The sequence below is a fragment of the Microlunatus capsulatus genome, assembly GCF_017876495.1.
GTDB lineage: Bacteria > Actinomycetota > Actinomycetes > Propionibacteriales > Propionibacteriaceae > Microlunatus > Microlunatus capsulatus.
The window spans coordinates 1,130,974-1,150,682 of record NZ_JAGIOB010000001.1 but is presented as its reverse complement, the minus strand read 5'-3'; the positions used below and the strand labels follow the sequence as shown (position 1 = coordinate 1,150,682).

The window sequence follows — 19,709 nt, the reverse complement described above, 5'->3', positions numbered from 1 at the left end:
GACATGGCACATAAAAAGGGCGCATCCTCCACCCGCAACGGTCGCGACTCGAACGCCCAGCGCCTCGGCGTGAAGCGCTTCGGCGGCCAGCTGGTCAACGCCGGCGAGATCATCGTCCGCCAGCGCGGCACGCACTTCCACCCCGGTGACGGCATCGGCCGCGGCGGCGACGACACGCTCTTCGCGCTCCGCGAGGGCCACGTCGAGTTCGGCACCAAGCGTGGTCGCCGCGTCGTGAACATCCTCCCGCTGGACGTCCCGGCCGCCGTCGAGGTCGCCGTCTCCGCGTGACCTCACGCACCTAGCACGAACGCACGACCGGAAGGGTGGCCCGACGGGCCACCCTTCCGCTGTTTCCACCGGCCGGCCGACCCGCCGCCGGGCACGACCCCGGACGGGACGACCCGTCGGGCCCTGCACCACCCACACCACCCGTACGCCGGCACCGTACGCACGAGAGGAGCGCGGCATGGCGATCCCCAGCTTCGTCGACCAGGTCACGCTGCACGTCTACGGCGGCAACGGCGGCCACGGGGTGGCCTCGGTCCACCGCGAGAAGTTCAAGCCCCTGGGCGGACCCGACGGCGGCAACGGCGGTGACGGCGGCTCCGTCGTCCTGCGCGTCGAGCCCGGGCTGACCACGCTCGTCGACTACCACCGCCAGTCCCACCGGCGGGCCACCAGCGGCCAGCCCGGGCGCGGTGACCACAACAACGGCGCCAACGGCGAGGACATCGTCCTGGGCGTCCCCGACGGCACCGTCATCACCGACGCCGACACCGGCGAGCAGCTGGCCGACCTCACGGGCGAGGGCGCCGAGCTCGTCGTGGCCCGTGGCGGCCGCGGCGGCCTCGGCAACGCGGCGCTGGCCTCGTCCAGCCGCAAGGCCCCCGGCTTCGCCCTGCTGGGCGAGGAGGGCGAGACCCGCACCGTCGTCCTCGAGCTCAAGGTCGTCGCCGACGTCGGCCTGGTCGGCTTCCCGAGCGCGGGCAAGTCCTCGCTCGTCGCCGCCATCTCCCGGGCCCGGCCCAAGATCGCGGACTACCCGTTCACCACCCTGGTGCCCAACCTCGGCGTCGTCGTGGCGGGGGCGACCACCTACACCGTCGCCGACGTGCCCGGCCTCATCGAGGGCGCCAGCGAGGGCCGCGGCCTCGGCCACGACTTCCTGCGGCACATCGAGCGCTGCGCCGCGCTGGTGCACGTCCTCGACTGCGCCACCTTCGAGCCCGGTCGCGACCCGCTGACCGACCTCGACGTCATCGAGGCCGAGCTCGCCGCGCACGGCGGCCTGGAGGACCGGCCCCGGCTGGTGGCCCTCAACAAGGTGGACATCCCCGACGCGGCCGAGCTGGCCCAGCTGGTCGTCGACGACCTGGAGGCCCGCGGCCTGCGGGTGTTCTCCATCTCGACCAAGAGCGGTGAGGGGCTGCAGGCGCTCACCTTCGCCATGGCCGAGGTCGTCGCGCATCGGCGGGCCGCGATGCCGCCGCCCCGCCCGGCCCGGATCGTGCTGCGGCCGCAGTCGGTCGGCGGCAAGGGTGCGGACTTCACCATCAAGGCCGAGGGCGACCTCTGGCGGGTGCGCGGGGAGAAGCCCGAGCGCTGGGTCCGCCAGACCGACTTCAACAACACCGAGGCCGTCGGCTACCTCGCCGACCGGCTCAACCGGATCGGCATCGAGACCCGGCTGCTGGAGCTCGGCGCCCGCGCCGGCGACGGCGTGGCCATCGGCGGCGCGGATGCGGTCGTCTTCGACTTCGCCCCGCAGGTCGACGTCGGCGCCGAGATCCTCAGCCGGCGCGGTGAGGACCAGCGGTTCACCGAGGAGCGCCCGGCCGCGCGCCGGCGCCGCGACAAGGACGCCGCCTACCACGCCGCCGACGACGAGGTGGAGGGCGAGTTCACCTTCACCAGCCTCGGCGACCTGGCCGACGACGCCCCCGAGCTGGACGACGCCTCCGAGGTGGACGAGACCGCCGAGGTCGACCAGGCCGCCGGGGCCGACCGGACCGCCGGGGACGAGGGCGTGCCCGTGGCCGACGAGGTCCGCGAGCGCTGATGGGCGCGGCGGACGTGCGCGCCGCGGTCGCCGGAGCGGCCCGGGTGGTGGTCAAGGTCGGCTCGTCGTCGCTGACCACGCCCCAGGGCGGGATCGACCCCGCCCGGATCGAGGCGCTCGTCGACGCGCTGGCCGCCGTCCGGGCCGGTGGCCGCGAGGTCGTCCTGGTGTCCTCCGGGGCGATCGCCGCCGGCCTGGCGCCGCTCGCGCTGCGCAGCCGCCCGCGCGACCTCGCCACCCAGCAGGCGGCCGCGTCGGTCGGCCAGGGTCTGCTGATGGGCTACTACACCCACCTGTTCGCCGCGCACGGGCTCGGCGTGGGGCAGGTGCTGCTGACCGTCGACGACGTCACCCGGCACGGCCACTACCGCAACGCCTTCCGCACCTTCGGCCGGCTGCTGGAGCTCGGGGTGGTGCCCGTGGTCAACGAGAACGACACCGTGGCCACCCACGAGATCCGCTTCGGCGACAACGACCGGCTGGCCGCGCTCGTCGCCCACCTCGTGCACGCCGACGCGCTGGTGCTGCTCAGCGACGTCGACTCCCTCTACACCGCCAAGCCGGGGGAGCCCGGCGCGCGCCGCATCCCCGAGGTGCACGGCGAGGCCGACCTGGCCGGCCTCGACGTCTCGGCCAAGGGCTCGGCCGTCGGCACCGGCGGCATGGTCACCAAGGTCGAGGCGGCCCGGATCGCCACCACGGCGGGCATCGACGTCGTCCTCACCAGCGCCGACCGGGCCGGTGCCGCGCTGCGCGGCGAGCCCGTCGGCACCTGGTTCCACCCCACCGGCAAGCGCCGGCCCACCCGGCTGCTGTGGCTCCGGCACGCCAGCGACGCCCGCGGCGCGCTCCGCCTGGACGCCGGCGCCGTCCGGGCCCTGGTGGAGCGGCAGGCATCGCTGCTGCCGGCCGGCGTGACCGCCGTCGAGGGCGCGTTCAGCGCCGGGGAGCCCGTCGACCTCGTCGGGCCCGACGGCGCCGTCGTCGCCCGCGGGCTGGTCAACTACGACGCCGAGGAGCTGCCCGCCCTGCTGGGCCGCAGCACCCGCGAGCTGGCCGCCGAGCTGGGCGCCGGCTACGACCGCACGGTGGTGCACCGCGACGCCCTCGTCGTCTTCGACGACGCCGCGACCGCCCGCTGAGGTGACCGGGTCGAGAACTTCCCCCGGTTCTCCTGCGCCGGTACACGCTTTCCCTTAGGGTCCTCACAGGCGCCGGGGACGGGGGTACTCCGGGGCCGAGATCCGTGGACGCGACCCCCGACAAGATCGTGGGGGACGATCACATGTGGACTTCGCTGTCCGCTCCGGTGGAACCGGGGACCGCGACATCGCTGGCGGGGACGCGTGCCCCGGCCGTGCTGGTCGTCGGAGGGGGCGCCCGGGCCGCGCACGCGGGCCTGGTGCTCGCCGCGGCCGAGACGCTGACGCTGAGGACGCACCGCCCGGGTGAGGGCGGGGGCGGTGGCCGACCCGACGTCGTGCTGGTGGCCTTCGACCAGCCCGCGGCCCTGGAGCACGCGCTGCTCGAGGTCCGCTCCGGCGCCGGTGCGGCCCGGCTGGTGGTGCTGTCGGAGGTCGACGACCCGTCGGTCCTCGCCGCCGCCGTCCGCGCGGGGGTGGACGGCTGGATCCTGCCGGGCACGCCGGCGCCCGAGATGGTCGAGCGGCTGACGCGGGTCGCGGCGGGGGAGACCGGCTTCTGCCACGTCGTCACCGCCATGCTCGTCGCCGTGCTGCGCGCCGGCGTCGCCCCGCCCGCCGCGGAGCCCGAGGTGCCGCCCGAGCCCGACCCGCTGACGGCACGCGAGCGCCAGGTGCACGACGAGGTGCAGGTGGGTCGCACCATCCGCGAGATCGCGCAGGCGCTGTCGCTGAGCGAGGTCACCGTCCGCTGGCACGCCACCCGCGCCGCCAAGAAGCTGCTGCGCGCCGTGGTGCCGGAGCCCGTGCCCCCGGTGGCCGCCGTGGTCCCGGCGGTCGCCGCCCGGGCCCTGTCGCTGGTGCCGCGCCCGCCGCGCCCGGTCCGCCCGGCGCGACGGACGACCCTCAGTCCTGCCGAGACCCGTGTCGCCGAGCTGGTGGCGCAGGGGCTCAGCAACCCGCAGGTCGCCGAGCGGCTCTGCATCTCCCGGCACACCGTGGAGTCCCACCTCAAGCAGATCTTCGCCAAGCTCGGCGTCCGCTCGCGGGTGGAGCTCACCCGCGCGCTGCTCACCGAGGCCGGCTGACCGCCGGGCTCCACCGCCCACCACCTGACCGCCCCACCACCCGGACCCGTCCGGGCGGTGCGGCCTGCCCTGCACCCGTCCGGACCGGCCCTTCGGAGCCCTCGCCCTCCCGGATGGCTCGATGGTCCGACCCATCGAGGAAACCCCTGAGTTCGGTGATCCGCTCAGGGGTCCGCTCAGCCAGAGTTCGGCTGTCGTTCCATGTTCAACTTCTTCTCGGGAGACCAGGTGTCCTCACCTACCAGCTCGATCCGCACCGCCCTGCGGTTCGGCCGCACCGCCGCCGTCGCGCTCGTCACGGGCGCGCTCGTGGCCGGACCGCTCCAGCTGCTGCAGTCCTCGTCCACGCCGGCCGTCGCCGCCGAGCCCACCCCGCCGCTGAGCGTCAAGGTCGACATGACCAACAACGCGAGCACGGCGCCCGTGGGCTACACCGCCGACCTGGGCGGGGCTTACACCGACGCCGCCGGGTTCGGCTGGGTGCGACAGGACAGCCTGGCCGGCACGCACGTCCCATTCGGCGTGCCGCTGAACACGCGCGACCGCAACCTCTGCACCAACACGACCAACGTGCCGACGCCGCAGCGGACCTTCATCCACATGCAGGCGCCGGTGACCAACGCCACCAACAACAGCACCCCAGTGGCCTGGGAGCACAAGCTTCCCAACGGTCAGTACCAGGTGAGCGTGGGCGTCGGCGACCCGAACCCGGGCAACGACGCCGAGTCGCACGTCATCAACGTCGAGGGCACCAAGGCGGTCGAGGGCATGGGTGGGACGACCTCCGCGGCCTGCACGGCCGGGCGCCTCCGGACGACCACCGTCTGGGTGGACGTGAACGACGGAAAGCTGACGGTCGACGCCCTGGGCGGGACCAACACCAAGCTCGCCTTCGTCACCATCGACGCCATCCCCGTCGTCGACCTGACCGCACGTGCGGCGGCTGGCGGCACCACGCTCAGCTGGGACGCCGCGAGTGGCGTCGACGGCTACCGGGTGTGGCGCGGAGACAACCTGCCGGTCGACACCTCGAAGCCGGCGCTGGCCACGGTCACCGACCCCGCCTACGTCGACGAGTCCGCCACCAAGGGCACGATCTCGTACTACGCCGTCGCACCCGCCGGCACCGGCACGCCGGCCGCGGTATCGGTCACCGAGGGCGTGATGGACGATGACGCGACAGCCACCCGGCCCGAGCTGCCCAAGACGTTCACGTTCCGCAGCCCCACCGGGACCCCGCCCGTTCCCGCCGGCACCACCGCGGACACGGGCCTGAACTATGCCAACGCCCGCGGCTACGGCTGGGTCGCCGCCGGCACCCAGAAGCCGCTGAGCATGCCGGCGAACGGTCGGGTGCGCCCCGAGGCCGTGCCGGACCCCAAGCTCTCCGGCGTCATGCACATGCAGTGGAACAACGTCGCCAGCGGCACCGCCGGTACGCCGCGCCCCGGCGCCTGGCAGCTGGCCGTGGCCGACGGCTCCTACGACGTCGAGCTGTCGGTCGGGGACGCCCTCCCCGGTGGGGACGTCACTAGCCACACGCTCACGGTCGAGGGCAAGCCGGCGGTCACCCGCTTCGGCGTCACCGCGGCCACGACGGGCGCCGCCCGCTTCAAGAGCGCGACGCTCACCGACGTCGCCGTCACCGACGGGTTCCTCACCGTGGACCCCACGGGCGGCGTCAACACCAAGATCAACTACATCACCGTGACGCCGACGCCGAGCGACAAGAAGCCCGGTCAGGTGACCGCGCTGACCGCCAGCGCCGGTGACGGCAAGGTCACCCTCGGCTGGACCGCTCCGGCCGACGACGACCTCGCCGGCTACCGCGTCTACCGCAGCACCACCAGCACCGTCGACACCACGGGCACCCCGCTCAGCGGCACCGACCTGGTGACCGGCACCGCCTACACCGACGCCAGCGCGGCGAACGACACCACCTACCGGTACGCCGTGGTGGCCGTCGACAAGGCCGGCCAGGCCGGCCCCACCTCCGACGTCTCGGCCGCAGCGACGCCGTCGGCCGTCGAGCCGGTGCTCACGAAGCTGCCGGTCAAGATCAACTTCGTGGCTGCCGACACCACCGTGGCCACCGGCTTCGCCAAGGACTTCGGCCAGGCCTACACCAACGCCCGTGGTCGCGGCTGGGTCGTCCCCGGCACCCACACCGGTCTGGACCTGGTGGGCAACGGCCGCTTCCGCGACGTGCGGACCGGCTTCGACGTCCCCGTCCGCCAGCGCGGTGTGCTGCACATGCAGGGCAACGACGTGAAGCCCACCTTCACCGGTGTGGCCGCCCCGGGCGCCTACGAGCTCGCCGTGGCCGAGGGCACCTACGACGTCACCGTCAGCGTCGGCGACCAGCCCGGCGCCAGCTCCTACGACAGCAAGCACTCGATCACCGTCGAGGGCACCAAGGCCGTCGAGCAGTTCCAGGCCACCGCGGCCGCCGAGTTCTCGACCGGGACCGTCCGCGTCGAGGTCACCGACGGCAAGCTCACCGTGGATGCCACCGGCGGCACGAACACCAAGATCAACTACCTGGACGTCGTCGAGGCGGACGTCACGGCCCCGGCCGCGCCGACCGACCTGGCCGTCGAGGCCGGCGACGGCCGCACCGCGCTGACGTGGGAGGCCGGCACCGAGCCCGACCTCGCCGGCTACCGGGTCTACGCCCGCACCGGCACCACCGTCGAGCCCGTCGCGGCCGACCGGCTGACGACGACGCTGCTCGCCGACCCGGCCTTCGCCCACACGGGCCTGGTCAACGGCACCGCGGTCTCCTACCTCGTCACCGCCGTCGACCGCGAGGGCAACGAGTCGAAGCCCTCGGCGGTGGTCACCGCCACCCCGGCGGACACCACCGCCCCCGCGGCCCCGGCCACCCTGACCGCCACGCCGGGCGACGCCCGCGTGACCCTGCGCTGGACCGCGCCGGCCGCCGGCGACGCCGTCGCCTACCGCGTCTACCGCGCCACCAGCAGCCCCGTCGGCACCACCGCGGCGCAGCGCGTCGGCGACGACGTCACCGGGACCGTGTTCGTCGACGCCGACCGCACCAACGGCACCGAGGTCTTCTACGTCGTCACCGCCCTCGACGCCGCCGGCAACGAGTCCGCGGCCTCGGAGGAGAAGTCCGCCACCCCGGCCCCCGACGCCGACACCACCGCGCCCGCCGCCCCGCAGGGCGTCACCGCGGTGCCCGGCGACGGCCGCGCCACCATCAGCTGGACCGCGGGCGCCGAGACCGACCTGGCCGGCTACCTCGTCACCCGCTCCGCGGTGGCCGGGCAGCCCGGCACCCCGGTGAACACCCAGCCGACGACGGCCACCTCCCTGGTGGACACCGCCGCGCTCAACGGCACCACCTACTACTACGTCGTCCGCGCCGTCGACCTGGCCGGCAACCTCTCCGAGGCCTCGGCCGAGGTGAGCGCGAAGCCCGCCGACACCACCGCACCGGCCGTCCCGGCCGGGGTCAAGGCCACCGCCGGCATCCAGAGCGTCACCGTCACCTGGACCGCCGGCACCGAGGCCGACCTGCGCGGCTACCGCGTCTACCGCTCCGAGACCCCGACCGTCACCCGCGGGGACGACGACCTCGTCGCGATCCTCCTCAAGGGCGGCCGGACGTTCTTCGACGGCGACCTCGAGGCCGGCCGCACCTACTACTACGCGGTGACCGCGGACGACCGGCTCGGCAACGAGTCGGCGCTCTCGACCACGGTCTCCGCGGTGCCGAAGACCACCCCGGACACCACCGCCCCGGGTGCCCCGACCGGGCTCCAGGCGGCGGTCCAGGACTCCGAGGTGAAGCTCACCTGGAGCGCCAGCACGGCCGGCGACCTGGCCGGCTACACCGTCTACCGCGCGAGCACCGCGGGCGGCACCGCGGTGAAGCTGACGAGCGCCCTGCTCACCAGCCCGTCCTTCACCGACACCTCCGTCCCGCCGGGCACGACCGCGTTCTACGAGGTCACCGCCGTCGACGACGCGGGCAACGAGTCCGCCCGCTCCGCGCAGGTCCCGGCCGCCGTGGCCGCGCCCGCCTCCGACGTCCGGTTCGTGTTCCAGACCGACGCCGCCCCCGTGCCCGCCGGCCACACCAAGGACACCGGCGCGGCCTACTCGACCGCCACCAAGCGCGGCTGGGTGCGCCAGGACAGCCTGGCCTCGGCCACGCACACGCCCCTGGACCTCACGCCGAACACCCGGACGCGCGAGCGGCCGGCCCCGGTCACGGACCTGCAGAACCGCCTGATCCACATGACCTACGGCGACGTCGTGGGCCCGACCGCGCCCAACGTGCTCACCGCGGGCGCCTGGGAGTACGGGGTCCCCAACGGCCGCTACGCCGTGACCGTCAGCGTCGGCGACCAGGCCGGCGCCACCACGGCCTCGTGCGCCGCGCCCTGCTACGACAGCCGGCACACCGTGCGGGCCGAGGGCGTCGTCGTCCACGACCGCTTCCAGGCCACCGCGGCGGCCGAGTACGCCACCGCGACCGCCACCGTCGACGTGCTCGACGGCAAGCTCACCCTGGACGCCGTCGGCGGCACCAACACCAAGATGAACTGGGTGCGGGTGGTCGGCATCGGCGCCCCGCTGCCCGACACCACCGCCCCGGCCGCCCCCAGCGGCCTGGCCGGCAGCGCGTCCGACGCCTCCGTCGCGCTCACCTGGACCGCGCCGGACGACACCGACGTGGTCGGCTACAACGTCTACCGCGCCACCGGCACCCAGACCACGGTCCCGGTGACCGTGGAGAACCGCCGCAACGGGTCGGTGCTGCTGACCCGCGAGGCCTACACCGAGCGCGAGCTGGCCAACGGCACCGCCTACACCTTCGTCGTCACCGCCGTCGACGCCGCGGGCAACGAGTCCGCGCCCTCGACGGTGCGCACCCTGACGCCGATCAACACCCCGGCCTCGGGCACCGCGCTGAAGGTGGACTTCACCGCCGTCAGCACCGCCCCGGCCACCGGCTACCTGGCCGACTGGGGCCAGGCCTACGGCCTGCGCACCGCCGCCACCCAGGGCACCGGCAACACCTACGGCTGGGTCAACCTGGCCACCGACGCCCCGCTCGACCTCAGCCTCAACGGGCGCGACCGCGCCACCGCGGGGGGCAAGGAGTCGACGCTGGTGCACATGCAGTTCACGACCACCAGCGCCACCGGCACCGCGACCCCGGGCAAGTGGGAGGCCGCCGTCCCGAACGGCGCCTACACCGTCACCGTCGGCGTCGGCGACACCGGCCCGTCGGTCGACAGCACCCACTGGCTGAACATCGAGAACCAGAACGCCGTGGCGGCCTTCACGCCCACCACCGGCACCAAGGTGCTCAGCGCCACCCGCACCGTGCAGGTCACCGACGGCCGGCTCACCCTGAGCCCGGCCGGCGGCACCAACACCAAGGTCACCTACGTCGACATCACCGGCGTCGACCTGGGCGGCCGGCCGTACTCGACCGGGGTCACCCCCGCCAACCTGGCGACCAAGACGGCCATCAACGTCGCCCCGACCACGGACAACGCCCTGAACGGCGACGTGGGCGCGGTCGACGCGACCAGCCTCAAGGGCTCGGTCAAGCTGACCCGCGTCTCCGACGGCAAGGCCGTCCCCGGCTCGGGCGCCACCAGCGGTGGCGGTGACACCGTCACCTTCAAGGCCGACGGCGTCCTCGACCCCGACACCCTGTACCGCTTCGACATCACCGACCAGGCCAAGGACGTCAGCGGGCGGCAGTTCATGCCGTTCTCGTCGGTCTTCACGACCTCCAACGGCCTGGGCGGCGGCGACGTCAACGTCGCCTTCGAGCGGAGCGAGAGCGGCGCCCCGACCGGTGCCATGTACACCTCGGTCGTCATCGGGCCCGACGGCAAGCTCTACGCCGGCAGCATCATGGGCCAGATCTACCGCTTCACCATCAACGCCGACGGCACCCTGGCCAACCGCGAGACCATCAACACGGTCCGCGAGCACGCCACCGCCAAGGGCTGGGAGGGCGCGCCCAACCGGACCATCATCGGCCTGACGTTCGACCCGGCCTCGACGGCGACCAACCCGGTCCTGTGGATCACCGACAACTACGCCTACCTCGGCCAGGACGTGCCCAACCACTCGGGTGCCATCGCCAAGCTGAGCGGGCGCAACCTGGAGACCTACACCGAGGTCGCGGTGAACCTGCCGCGCTCGATCAAGGACCACGAGACCAACTCGATCGCCTTCCGCGACGGCAAGCTGTACATCACCCAGGGCTCGATGAACGCCATGGGTGGCAACGACGGCACCTGGCGCCGTCCGGAGAACCTGATGTCCGCGGCCGTGCTGGAGCTCGACCCGGCCAAGCTGCCGGCGAACCTGCCGGTCGACGTGGCCACCAAGGAGATGAGCGTCCCGGCCCGGGGGGGCGTCCCCGCCCACCAGGGCAGCTACGACCCGTACGCCCCCGGCGCCCCGGTGACGCTGTACGCCACGGGCGTGCGCAACGCGTTCGACCTCGTCTGGCACAGCAACGGACACCTGTACTCCGGCACCAACGGCTCGGCGGCGGGCGGCAATGTGCCGGCCACCCCGGCCACCCTGCCGGCGTCCTGCGTCAACCGCCCGGACGGCGGCTACCCCGCCGACCAGAAGTCCCCGGCGATCACCCAGAACCCGCAGGCCGAGACCGACTACGTCTTCGACGTGAAGAAGGGCAAGTACTACGGCCACCCGAACCCCGAGCGGTGCGAGTGGGTGCTGAACGCGGGCAACCCGACCGGCTACACCGGTGACCCCCTGTTCAAGGTGAACGCCTACCCGGCGGGCACCAAGGCCGACCCGAACTACGACCTCGCGGGCGTCTACGACGCCGGCCTGCACGCCTCGGCCAACGGCACGGTGGAGTACCAGAACACCACCGCCTTCGGCGGCGCCCTGGCCGGCAAGCTGCTCGTGGTCCGCTACAGCGCGAACCAGGAGATCGTGGCCTTCAACGTCAACCCCGACGGCAGCCTGTCCAAGGCCATCGCCGGCATCACCGGCTTCACCGGCCTCCGGCAGCCGCTGGACGTCGCCCAGGACGTCAGCACCGGCAACCTCTACGTCACCGAGCTGACCGACAACCCGGCGACCACCGGCATCAAGCTGCTCAAGCCGCAGGGCCAGTCCAGCGTCGGCCGCGGCGAGGCCACCCCGCGCCTCGTCTACACCGACGTCAAGGGCGGCGCCGCCAGCGCGGCCAAGGACGTCGTCGTCAAGAACACCGGCGGCGCCCCGCTGACCGTCACCGCGGCCACCCTGACCGGCCCGCAGGCGGCCTCGTTCGCCCGCTCCGGCGGTCCGGCCCTGCCCGTCACCATCCCCGCCGGCGGCAGCGCCACCTTCCCGGTGGTGTTCAACCCGACCGCGGCCGGCCCGCAGGCGGCAGCCCTGGAGCTGACCACCGGCAGCCCGGCGTCGCCGAAGGTGTCGACGGTCCTGCGCGGCCTCGGCACCGACGGACTGGGCGGGGCGGCCGAGCCGTCGCTGCAGTGGATCCTGGACACCCTCCAGATCCCGGTCAACGCCGGTGACCCCGACCCGAGCAACAACACCATGCCCTCGAGCAGCGCCCTGATCGGCGACGAGGTCCGGGTCGAGGCCTTCACCAAGGCCGCGTTCGACCACGTGGTCGAGGTCGAGACCCTCTCGCTCTTCGGCCCCGCCGGCCCCGGCGCCGACGGCAACACCGTGACCATCGGCGCCCACACCGCCGGCAAGCTGTCCGAGCGGACCGCGCTGCTGGAGGGGCCGAACAGCTCCAACCAGCAGGTGCTCCCGGTGGTGCGCGAGATCGGGGAGTACGACCTCGAGACGCCGTTCGGCCTCGACTTCACCTGGCCGGGGCTCAGCAACCGGGTCACCACCAGCGAGGACGCCCTCAACACCTGGGACGCCGCGGCCAACCACAAGGTGCGGGTCTACCCGCTGAAGAACGCCGACGGCTCGCTCGAGCCGAACGCCTACGTCGTGGCGCCGGAGGACGTCGCCCCGCCGTCGGTCGACTACCAGGACGCCGTCGTCATCCTGCGCAACGTCAAGCCCGCGGCGCTCAGCGGCCAGGGCCGCCTGACCACCGACAAGCCCGAGCTGGTCTTCAGCGGTGTCCGCGGCACCAGCTCGACCGAGCAGACGGTCAAGGTCACCAACACCGGCAGCACCCCGCTGGCCATCACCGGTGCGCAGCTGACCGGGACCGACGCGGCCGCCTTCACCCTGACCGGCGGCCCGGTCACCGTGCCGCCGGCGACCACCGTCGAGTACGGCGTCCGGTTCCGGCCGACGTCGGCGAGCTCGCTGGGTGCGCTGTCGGCCGCGGTCCGGTTCACCTCCGACGACGCCAGCCGGCCCACCGTCTCGGTCGGCGTCTTCGGCCTGGCGACGCCGGGTGAGCAGGGGAACAACGAGCCCCCGCTCAAGGCGGTCGTCGACACGCTCGGGTACCCGGTCAACGTCGGCGGGACGGGGCTGATCCTCGGGATCGACCCCCGGCCCATCGGCGACGAGGTGCCGGCCCCGCTGTTCACCAAGCTGGGCACCGGTCCGGTGACCATCAAGCCCGTCGCACGCTACTCGCCCGACGAGCTGCTGCCCTTCGGCTACTACACCGTCGGCACCGGCTCCCCGGAGCTCAAGGGTGTCGGCACGGTGGCCCTGGACAACGAGCAGACCCTCAACCCGGCGGTGACGCCGGACAGCGCGGGCAGCTTCGACCCCGGGACCGAGAACTTCGGCTTCTACGTGGACTCGAAGTCCTTCGGCCGTAAGACGTACACCCAGGACGGGCTGAACACGAACATCCCGCACGGCGTGCGCACCTACCCGGTCAAGGACCGCACCGGCAAGCCCGTCCCCGGCACCTACCTGGTGACCTTCGAGGACGCGCAGAACGGTGACTACCAGGACTACGTCTTCCTGGTGGGCAACGTCCGCCCGGCCGGCGCGGTCACCGGCACCCCGGTGGCGAAGGTCGACTTCACCCCGACGGCCGCGACCGTGGCCGACGGCTACACCGCGGACACGGGTGCGCCCTTCGACGCCACCCGGGGCTTCGGCTGGGTCCGTCCGGGCACCGGCACCCCGCTCGACATGACGGCGCAGACCCGTGAGCGGACCGGCACCCAGGACGTCAAGGTGCGGACCGTGATCCTCATGCAGCCGACCGCCGCCCAGTCGGCGAACGGTCCGGGGGCCTGGGAGCACGTGGTCCCGAACGGCCGCTACACCGTCACCGTCGGCGTCGGCGACACCGCCTTCACCGACTCGGTCCACCAGGTGCAGGTCGAGGGCACGACGGCGGTCGCCTTCACCCCGACCACCGCCTCGCCGGTCCGGACGGCCACGGTCACCGTGGACGTCACCGACGGCGCGCTGACCGTCGACGCCCTCGGCGGCACCAACACCAAGCTGCAGTACGTCGACATCAACGACGCCGCTGTGGTCGCCGACACCACGGCGCCGACCGTGACGGCGGCCGTCACCGGCCTGCAGCAGAGCGCCGGGGTCTACAAGAACGAGGCGAGCATCACCGTCACGGCCACCGACGCCCAGAGCGGCGTGGCCAGCCTCACCTACAGCCTCGACAACGGGCCGTTCGTGCCCTGGACCGCGGCCGTCAAGGTGACCGCCGGCGGGCAGCACACGGTGCGGGCGCGGGCCTCCGACGTCGCCGGCAACGTGGCGACGTCGGCGACCACGACCTTCACGGTCGTGACCGCGGGCTCCAGCACCGCCCAGGTGGTGCTGGAGAACGGCGACGGCGTGCCCTTCGCCGACCGCCTGGTGATGAACCGCATCCAGAACCCGGAGCGGGGAACCACCTGCAAGACGGCGGGCTGCGGCCCGACCGGCCCGTTCATCCCGGCCAACGTGGTGCACGACACGGCCACGCTGGTGGTCCGCAACACCGGCACCGAGGCGCTCAACGTCACCGGGCTGCCCGTCACCGGGCCGTTCCAGCTGGTGAACCCGGCCGTGGCGCCGGCGCTGGTCCCGGTCGGGGGCCAGCTGCAGGTGCCCGTGCGCTTCACCGCCACCAGCGGTGGCGCGGCCAACGGCCTGTGGACCGGCACCCTGACCGTCCAGACCGACGACGCCGACGAGCCCGCCCTGCCCGTGCAGCTGGCCGGCTTCTGGCAGAGCGTGTCCGAGGGCAACCAGGAGCCCGACCTGCGGGAGACCTTCGCCGCCTTCGGCTACACCACGGCGGTCACCGCCGCCGGGGTGCCGCTCAACACCCAGGGCCAGGTCCGGGCCAGCGGTGACGAGGTCCTCAGCCCCTACTGGCTGCGGGCCGACACCACCCGTCCGGTCACCGTCCGCCAGCTCGCCGCGTTCCACACCCAGGGCAACACCGCGACGTTCCGCTGGCACGCCAAGACCTCCGGCTCCGCGACCGGCGTGCTCACCCACGACGGCGTCGAGGGGCAGTCGTTCCTGCCGCACCTGGCGGGCTCGACGGCGGTCGCGCAGGGCGTCTTCAACCCGGCCGGCGCCTTCGGGCTCCAGATCGACGGGGAGTGGAGCGACCCGACGCGCAACAACGCGGCGGTCGACGTGGCCAACGGGTGCCTCGCGCCCTGCGGCCAGCACCTGCGCACCTGGGCGGTCCGCGACCGCTCCGGCACGATCGTGCGGAACACGTGGCTGGTGGCGATGGACTACTCCGGCATCAACTACGACTACCAGGACAACGTCTACCTGGTGACGAACATGAAGCCGGAGACGGCGACGGACCCGGGGGCGCCCGCGTCCCTGCCCGGTGCGGCGTCGCTGCGGCTCGGCTTCGACACCGCGGTGCCCGGCACCCTGGTGGACGGGGACGGCCAGGGCACGGGCTTCCGCTCGACCCAGCCGAACGTGAACGACGGCGTCACCGGCAGCAGCTCCTACGACCCGACGCGGCTCGACCTCGACACCGCGGGCCCGGGGACGCTGGCGGTCACCTCGAGCGGCACCCTCACCAACGGCACCAACGGCTCGAACGACAACACGCTCGTCAACGGCGTGCGGATGCCCTTCGACGCCACCAGCGGCACGTGGACCGTCCGCGGCAAGGTGCTCGGCCCGCTGACGGCGATCAACGCCGGCTTCGAGCAGGAGGGGATCCAGACCGGTCCCGACCAGGACAACTTCGCCAAGATGGTCGTGGTGAACCGGGGCGGCGCGCCGGGCGTGGAGTTCTACGCCGAGCTCGGCGGCGTCGGGCAGAACGCGGTCAACGCGACCGCGGCCCTGCCCGCCGGCGCCACCTCGGTGGAGCTGTTCCTGGTGGGCGACGCCGCGACGGGGACCCTGCGGGGTGCCTACCGGGTGGACGACGGCAGCATCGCGCTGCTGCCGACCACCTGGACGCTGCCGGCGGCGGCGACCGGGCGGTTCTTCTCGACCCAGTCCGAGGCCGGCCTGCTGGTCTCGAACAAGGGTGGTGAGCAGTTCGTCGCCCGCTTCGACTCGTTCGGGGTCGTCGACGGCGACGCCACCACCCCGGCGGCCGAGCGGGACGCGCTGTACCGGCTCGACGTGGCCGGCGCCGGCCGCTACACCGACACCCAGGGTCGCGTCTGGACGCCGGACACCGGGCGCTTCAGCCCGGCCACGGCGGTCGACGAGGGCGCGGCGACCGGTGAGATCGCCGGCACCGAGGACGACGTCCTCTACCGCACCTACCGCGGCAACGTCGGCAACGTGGCGCAGGCCGACCGGGTCCTCCGGTACTCCCTGCCCTCGCGCGGGGTGACCTCGGTCGACCTGCGGCTGCACTTCGCCGAGCGGGCCAGCGGCAACAACGCCGCGGGCCGGCGGGTGTTCGACATCTCGGCGGAGGGCAAGGTCCTGCGCTCCGGGTTCGACGTGTTCGCCGCGGCCGGGGCCCTCAACACGGCCACGGTGCTCACGCTGCCGAACGTCGCCGTCTCCGGCGGCTCGATCGACCTGGCCCTCGCGGCCACGGCCGACTACCCGGCGGTCGCCGCCATCGAGGTGCTCTGCAAGGGCACCTGCCCCGCACCGGACACGACCGCCCCGGCGGCGCCGACCGGTCTCGCGGCGACGGCGACGGGCAGCGGGATCACGCTGGACTGGGCCGACAACGGCGAGGCCGACCTCGCCGGGTACGACGTGCTGCGCTCCACCTCTGCGACCGGGACCTTCACCAAGGTCTCGCCGCTCACGGTGACGGCGTCGGGCTACGTCGACACCGCGGTGCAGCTGGGCTCGACGTACCACTACAAGGTGGTCGCGCTCGACTCCTCCGACAACGTCTCCGCCCCCTCGGAGGCCGCGTCGGCCACCACGCTGACCCCGCAGCCGATCCGGATCAACACCGGTGGCCCCGCCCAGACCGTCGGCGGCGTCACCTGGTCCGGGTGCGCGGCGGTGGGCAGCTGCTCCGGCTGGGTCAGCGGAGGGTTCGCCTACGGCGAGAACGACACCAACACCGGTCTCGCCCCGGGCACCAACAACGCGATCTACCAGACCGAGTGGACGGGCGCGGGCAACCCCGCCTTCCGGTTCGCGGTGCCGGTGCTCAACGGCTCCTACCAGGTGCGCCTGCACTTCGCGGAGCTCAACAAGACGGCGCCGGGCCAGCGGGTCTTCGACGTCCGGCTGGAGAACGCGGCGGCGCTGACCGGGTTCGACCTCTTCGCCCAGGCGGGCGGGGCGAACCGGGCCGTCGTGCGCTCGTTCCCGGCGACGATCACCGACGGCGTCGTGAACCTGGACTTCGTGTCCCGGGTCGAGAACGCCAAGATCTCGGCGATCGAGATCGTGCCGGTCGACACGGCGGCGCCCAGCCAGGTCACCGGCGTCACCGCGTCCGCCTCCCCGGCCGGGGTCAGCCTCGGCTGGGCGGCGCGGACCGAGCCCGACCTGGTCGGCTACCACGTCTACCGGGCCACCTCGGCGACGGGCAGCTACACGAAGCTGACGACCACCCCGCTCACCGCGACGACCTACGTCGACGCGGCGGCGGCCCAGGGTGCAGCCTCGTACTACCAGGTGACCGCGGTGGACGCCTCCGGCAACGAGTCGGCGCGCTCCGCCACGGCGCAGGCCACCCGGCCCGACACCACGCCGCCCGGCGCGGTGACCGGCCTGACGGCGCGGGGGACCGCGACCGGGGTGGACCTGGCCTGGACCGCCCGCACCGAGGGCGACCTCGCCGGGTACCGGGTCTACCGCGCGACCAGCGCGGCCGGTCCGTTCACCGCGGTGGCGGCCGCCCCGCAGACCGGGACGACCTACACCGACACCACGGCGGTGGTCGGCCAGCCGACCTACTACCAGGTGAGCGCGGTCGACCGGTCGGGCAACGAGTCGACCCGGGCCGCCGCCAGCGGCACCCGGACCGACACGACGGCGCCGGCCCAGGTGGCCGGGGTCACCGCCAGCGGTGCTGCCGCCGGGGTCACCGTCGGCTGGACCGCCCGGACCGAGGCCGACCTCGCCGGCTACCACGTGTACCGGGCGACCTCGGCGACGGGCAGCTACACCAGGCTGACCGCCACCGCGGTCACCGCGACCACCTACGTCGACGCGACGGCGCCCTCCGGCGCGGCCTCGTACTACCAGGTGACCGCGGTCGACACCTCGGGCAACGAGTCGGTGCGGTCCGCCACGGCGACCGCGACCCGGCCCGACACGACGGCGCCGGCCCAGGTGACCGGCGTGACCGCCACGGGGTCGACCACCGGCGTCAGCGTCGGCTGGACGGCCCGGACCGAGGCCGACCTGGCCGGGTACTCCGTGTACCGGGCCACCTCGGCGACGGGGACGTACACGAGGCTGACGGCCACCGCGGTGACCGGCACGACCTTCGTGGACACGACCGCCCCGGTGGGCGCGACCTCGTACTACCAGGTCACCGCCACCGACCGGTCCGGCAACGAGTCCGTCCGCTCGGCCACGGCGCAGGCCACCCGGCCGGCGGCGGGCCCGACGACGGTGCGGATCAACACCGGCGGCCCGGCGCAGACGGTGGGCGGGACGACCTGGTCGGCCTGCACCTCCGTGGGCGCCTGCTCCGGCTGGGTGAGCGGCGGCTTCGCCTACAGCGAGGCCGACACGGTCAGCGGTCTCCCGGCGGGCACCAACAACACGGTGTTCCAGTCCGAGTGGACCGGTGGCGCCACGGGCGCCGGCGTCGTGCCGGTCGGGTCGCGGGCCTTCGGGTTCACGGTCCCGGTCGCCAACGGCTCCTACCGGGTGCGGCTGCACTTCGCGGAGCTGAACAAGACGGCGGCGGGCCAGCGGGCGTTCGACGTGCGGCTGGAGGGCACGCAGGTGCTCACCCGGTTCGACGTCTTCGCGGCGGCCGGCGGGATCGACCGGGCGGTCACCCGGCAGTTCTCGACCACCGTCACCGACGGCGCGGTGACCCTGGACTTCATCCGCCAGGTGGAGAACGCGAAGATCTCGGCGATCGAGATCCTGCCGGCCGACACGACCGCCCCGGCGGCCGTGACGGGCCTGACCGCCACGGCGGCCACGACCGGCACCACGCTGCGGTGGACGGCCTCGACGGCGACCGACCTCGCCCGCTACCGCGTCTACCGCGCGGCCTCGGCGACCGGCACCTTCACCGAGCTGACCACCCCGGCGTCGACGGCCACCTCGTTCGTCGACACCACCGCCCCGGCCGGCGTGGCCTCCTTCTACCGCGTCACCGCGGTCGACGACTCCGGCAACCAGTCGGCGGTCTCGGCCACGGTGCAGGCCACCCGGCCGCGTCCGACCATCCGCATCAACGCGGGCGGACCGGCGCAGACGGTGGGCGGGACGACCTGGTCGGCCTGCTCGTCGACCACGGCGTGCTCGGGCTGGGTCACCGGCGGCTTCGCCTACAGCGAGGCCGACACGGTGACCGCCCTCCCGGCGGGCACCAACAACACGGTGTTCCAGTCCGAGTGGACCGGTGGGGCCACCGGGGCGGGCGTCGTGCCCGTCGGCTCGCGGGCCTTCGGGTTCGCGGTGCCGGTGCCCAACGGCTCCTACCGGGTGCGGCTGCACTTCGCGGAGCTGAACAAGACCCGGGCCGGCCAGCGCACCTTCGACGTCCGGCTGGAGGGCACCCAGGTGCTCACCCGGTTCGACGTCTTCGCGGCGGCCGGCGGGATCGACCGGGCGGTCACCCGGGAGTTCACGGCGAACGTCACCGACGGCACGGTCAACCTCGACCTGATCCGCCAGGTGGAGAACGCCAAGATCTCGGCGATCGAGATCATCCCCAGCTGACCCCCGTCAGCCCGCAGGCGCGAGCCCGCCGGACCCGAGCCCCCCTCGGTGCCGGCGGGCTCGTCCGCGTCCCGGCCCCGGATCCGGGACCCGGAGGAACGGACGCCGGAGCCCCCTCTGACGCAACAACCGCTCGTGCAGACGTCCTGTTACCGC

General features: G+C 73.7%; 5 protein-coding genes. All 5 read left to right on the top strand.

What is annotated here, in order from left to right; all coding sequences use genetic code 11:
• The first annotated feature begins 3 nt into the window (after positions 1 to 3).
• The 5 genes from rpmA (at position 4) to JOF54_RS05260 (ending at position 19,553) form a co-directional block, all read left to right on the top strand.
• Positions 4 to 291: a 50S ribosomal protein L27 gene (gene rpmA / locus JOF54_RS05280; protein ID WP_210053647.1), complete on the top strand. Its 288-nt coding sequence runs from the start codon at positions 4 to 6 to the stop codon at positions 289 to 291.
• A gap of 178 nt (positions 292 to 469) precedes the next feature.
• Positions 470 to 2,062, top strand: a complete 1,593-nt coding sequence (gene obgE / locus JOF54_RS05275; protein WP_210053646.1) for a GTPase ObgE — start codon at positions 470 to 472, stop codon at positions 2,060 to 2,062.
• Positions 2,062 to 3,204 (top strand): glutamate 5-kinase, encoded by a 1,143-nt coding sequence (gene proB, locus JOF54_RS05270; RefSeq protein WP_210053643.1) that lies wholly within the window; start codon positions 2,062 to 2,064, stop codon positions 3,202 to 3,204. The genes obgE and proB overlap by 1 nt, the downstream gene beginning before the upstream one ends.
• 215 nt (positions 3,205 to 3,419) lie before the next feature.
• The gene (locus tag JOF54_RS20740) at positions 3,420 to 4,292 is read left to right on the top strand and encodes a LuxR C-terminal-related transcriptional regulator (RefSeq protein ID WP_307803855.1); all 873 of its coding nucleotides are present in this window, start codon (positions 3,420 to 3,422) and stop codon (positions 4,290 to 4,292) included.
• A gap of 201 nt (positions 4,293 to 4,493) precedes the next feature.
• Complete coding sequence (locus JOF54_RS05260; protein ID WP_210053641.1) at positions 4,494 to 19,553, top strand: malectin domain-containing carbohydrate-binding protein; 15,060 nt, start codon at positions 4,494 to 4,496, stop codon at positions 19,551 to 19,553.
• Positions 19,554 to 19,709: the final 156 nt, after the last annotated feature.

What these genes read in the sequence shown, in the direction of transcription:
- proB (WP_210053643.1), top strand. Translation starts at nt 2,062, where the DNA reads ATGGGCGCGGCGGACGTGCGCGCCGCGGTCGCCGGAGCGGCCCGGGTG.
- obgE (WP_210053646.1), top strand. Translation starts at nt 470, where the DNA reads ATGGCGATCCCCAGCTTCGTCGACCAGGTCACGCTGCACGTCTACGGC.
- JOF54_RS05260 (WP_210053641.1), top strand. Translation starts at nt 4,494, where the DNA reads ATGTTCAACTTCTTCTCGGGAGACCAGGTGTCCTCACCTACCAGCTCG.
- rpmA (WP_210053647.1), top strand. Translation starts at nt 4, where the DNA reads ATGGCACATAAAAAGGGCGCATCCTCCACCCGCAACGGTCGCGACTCG.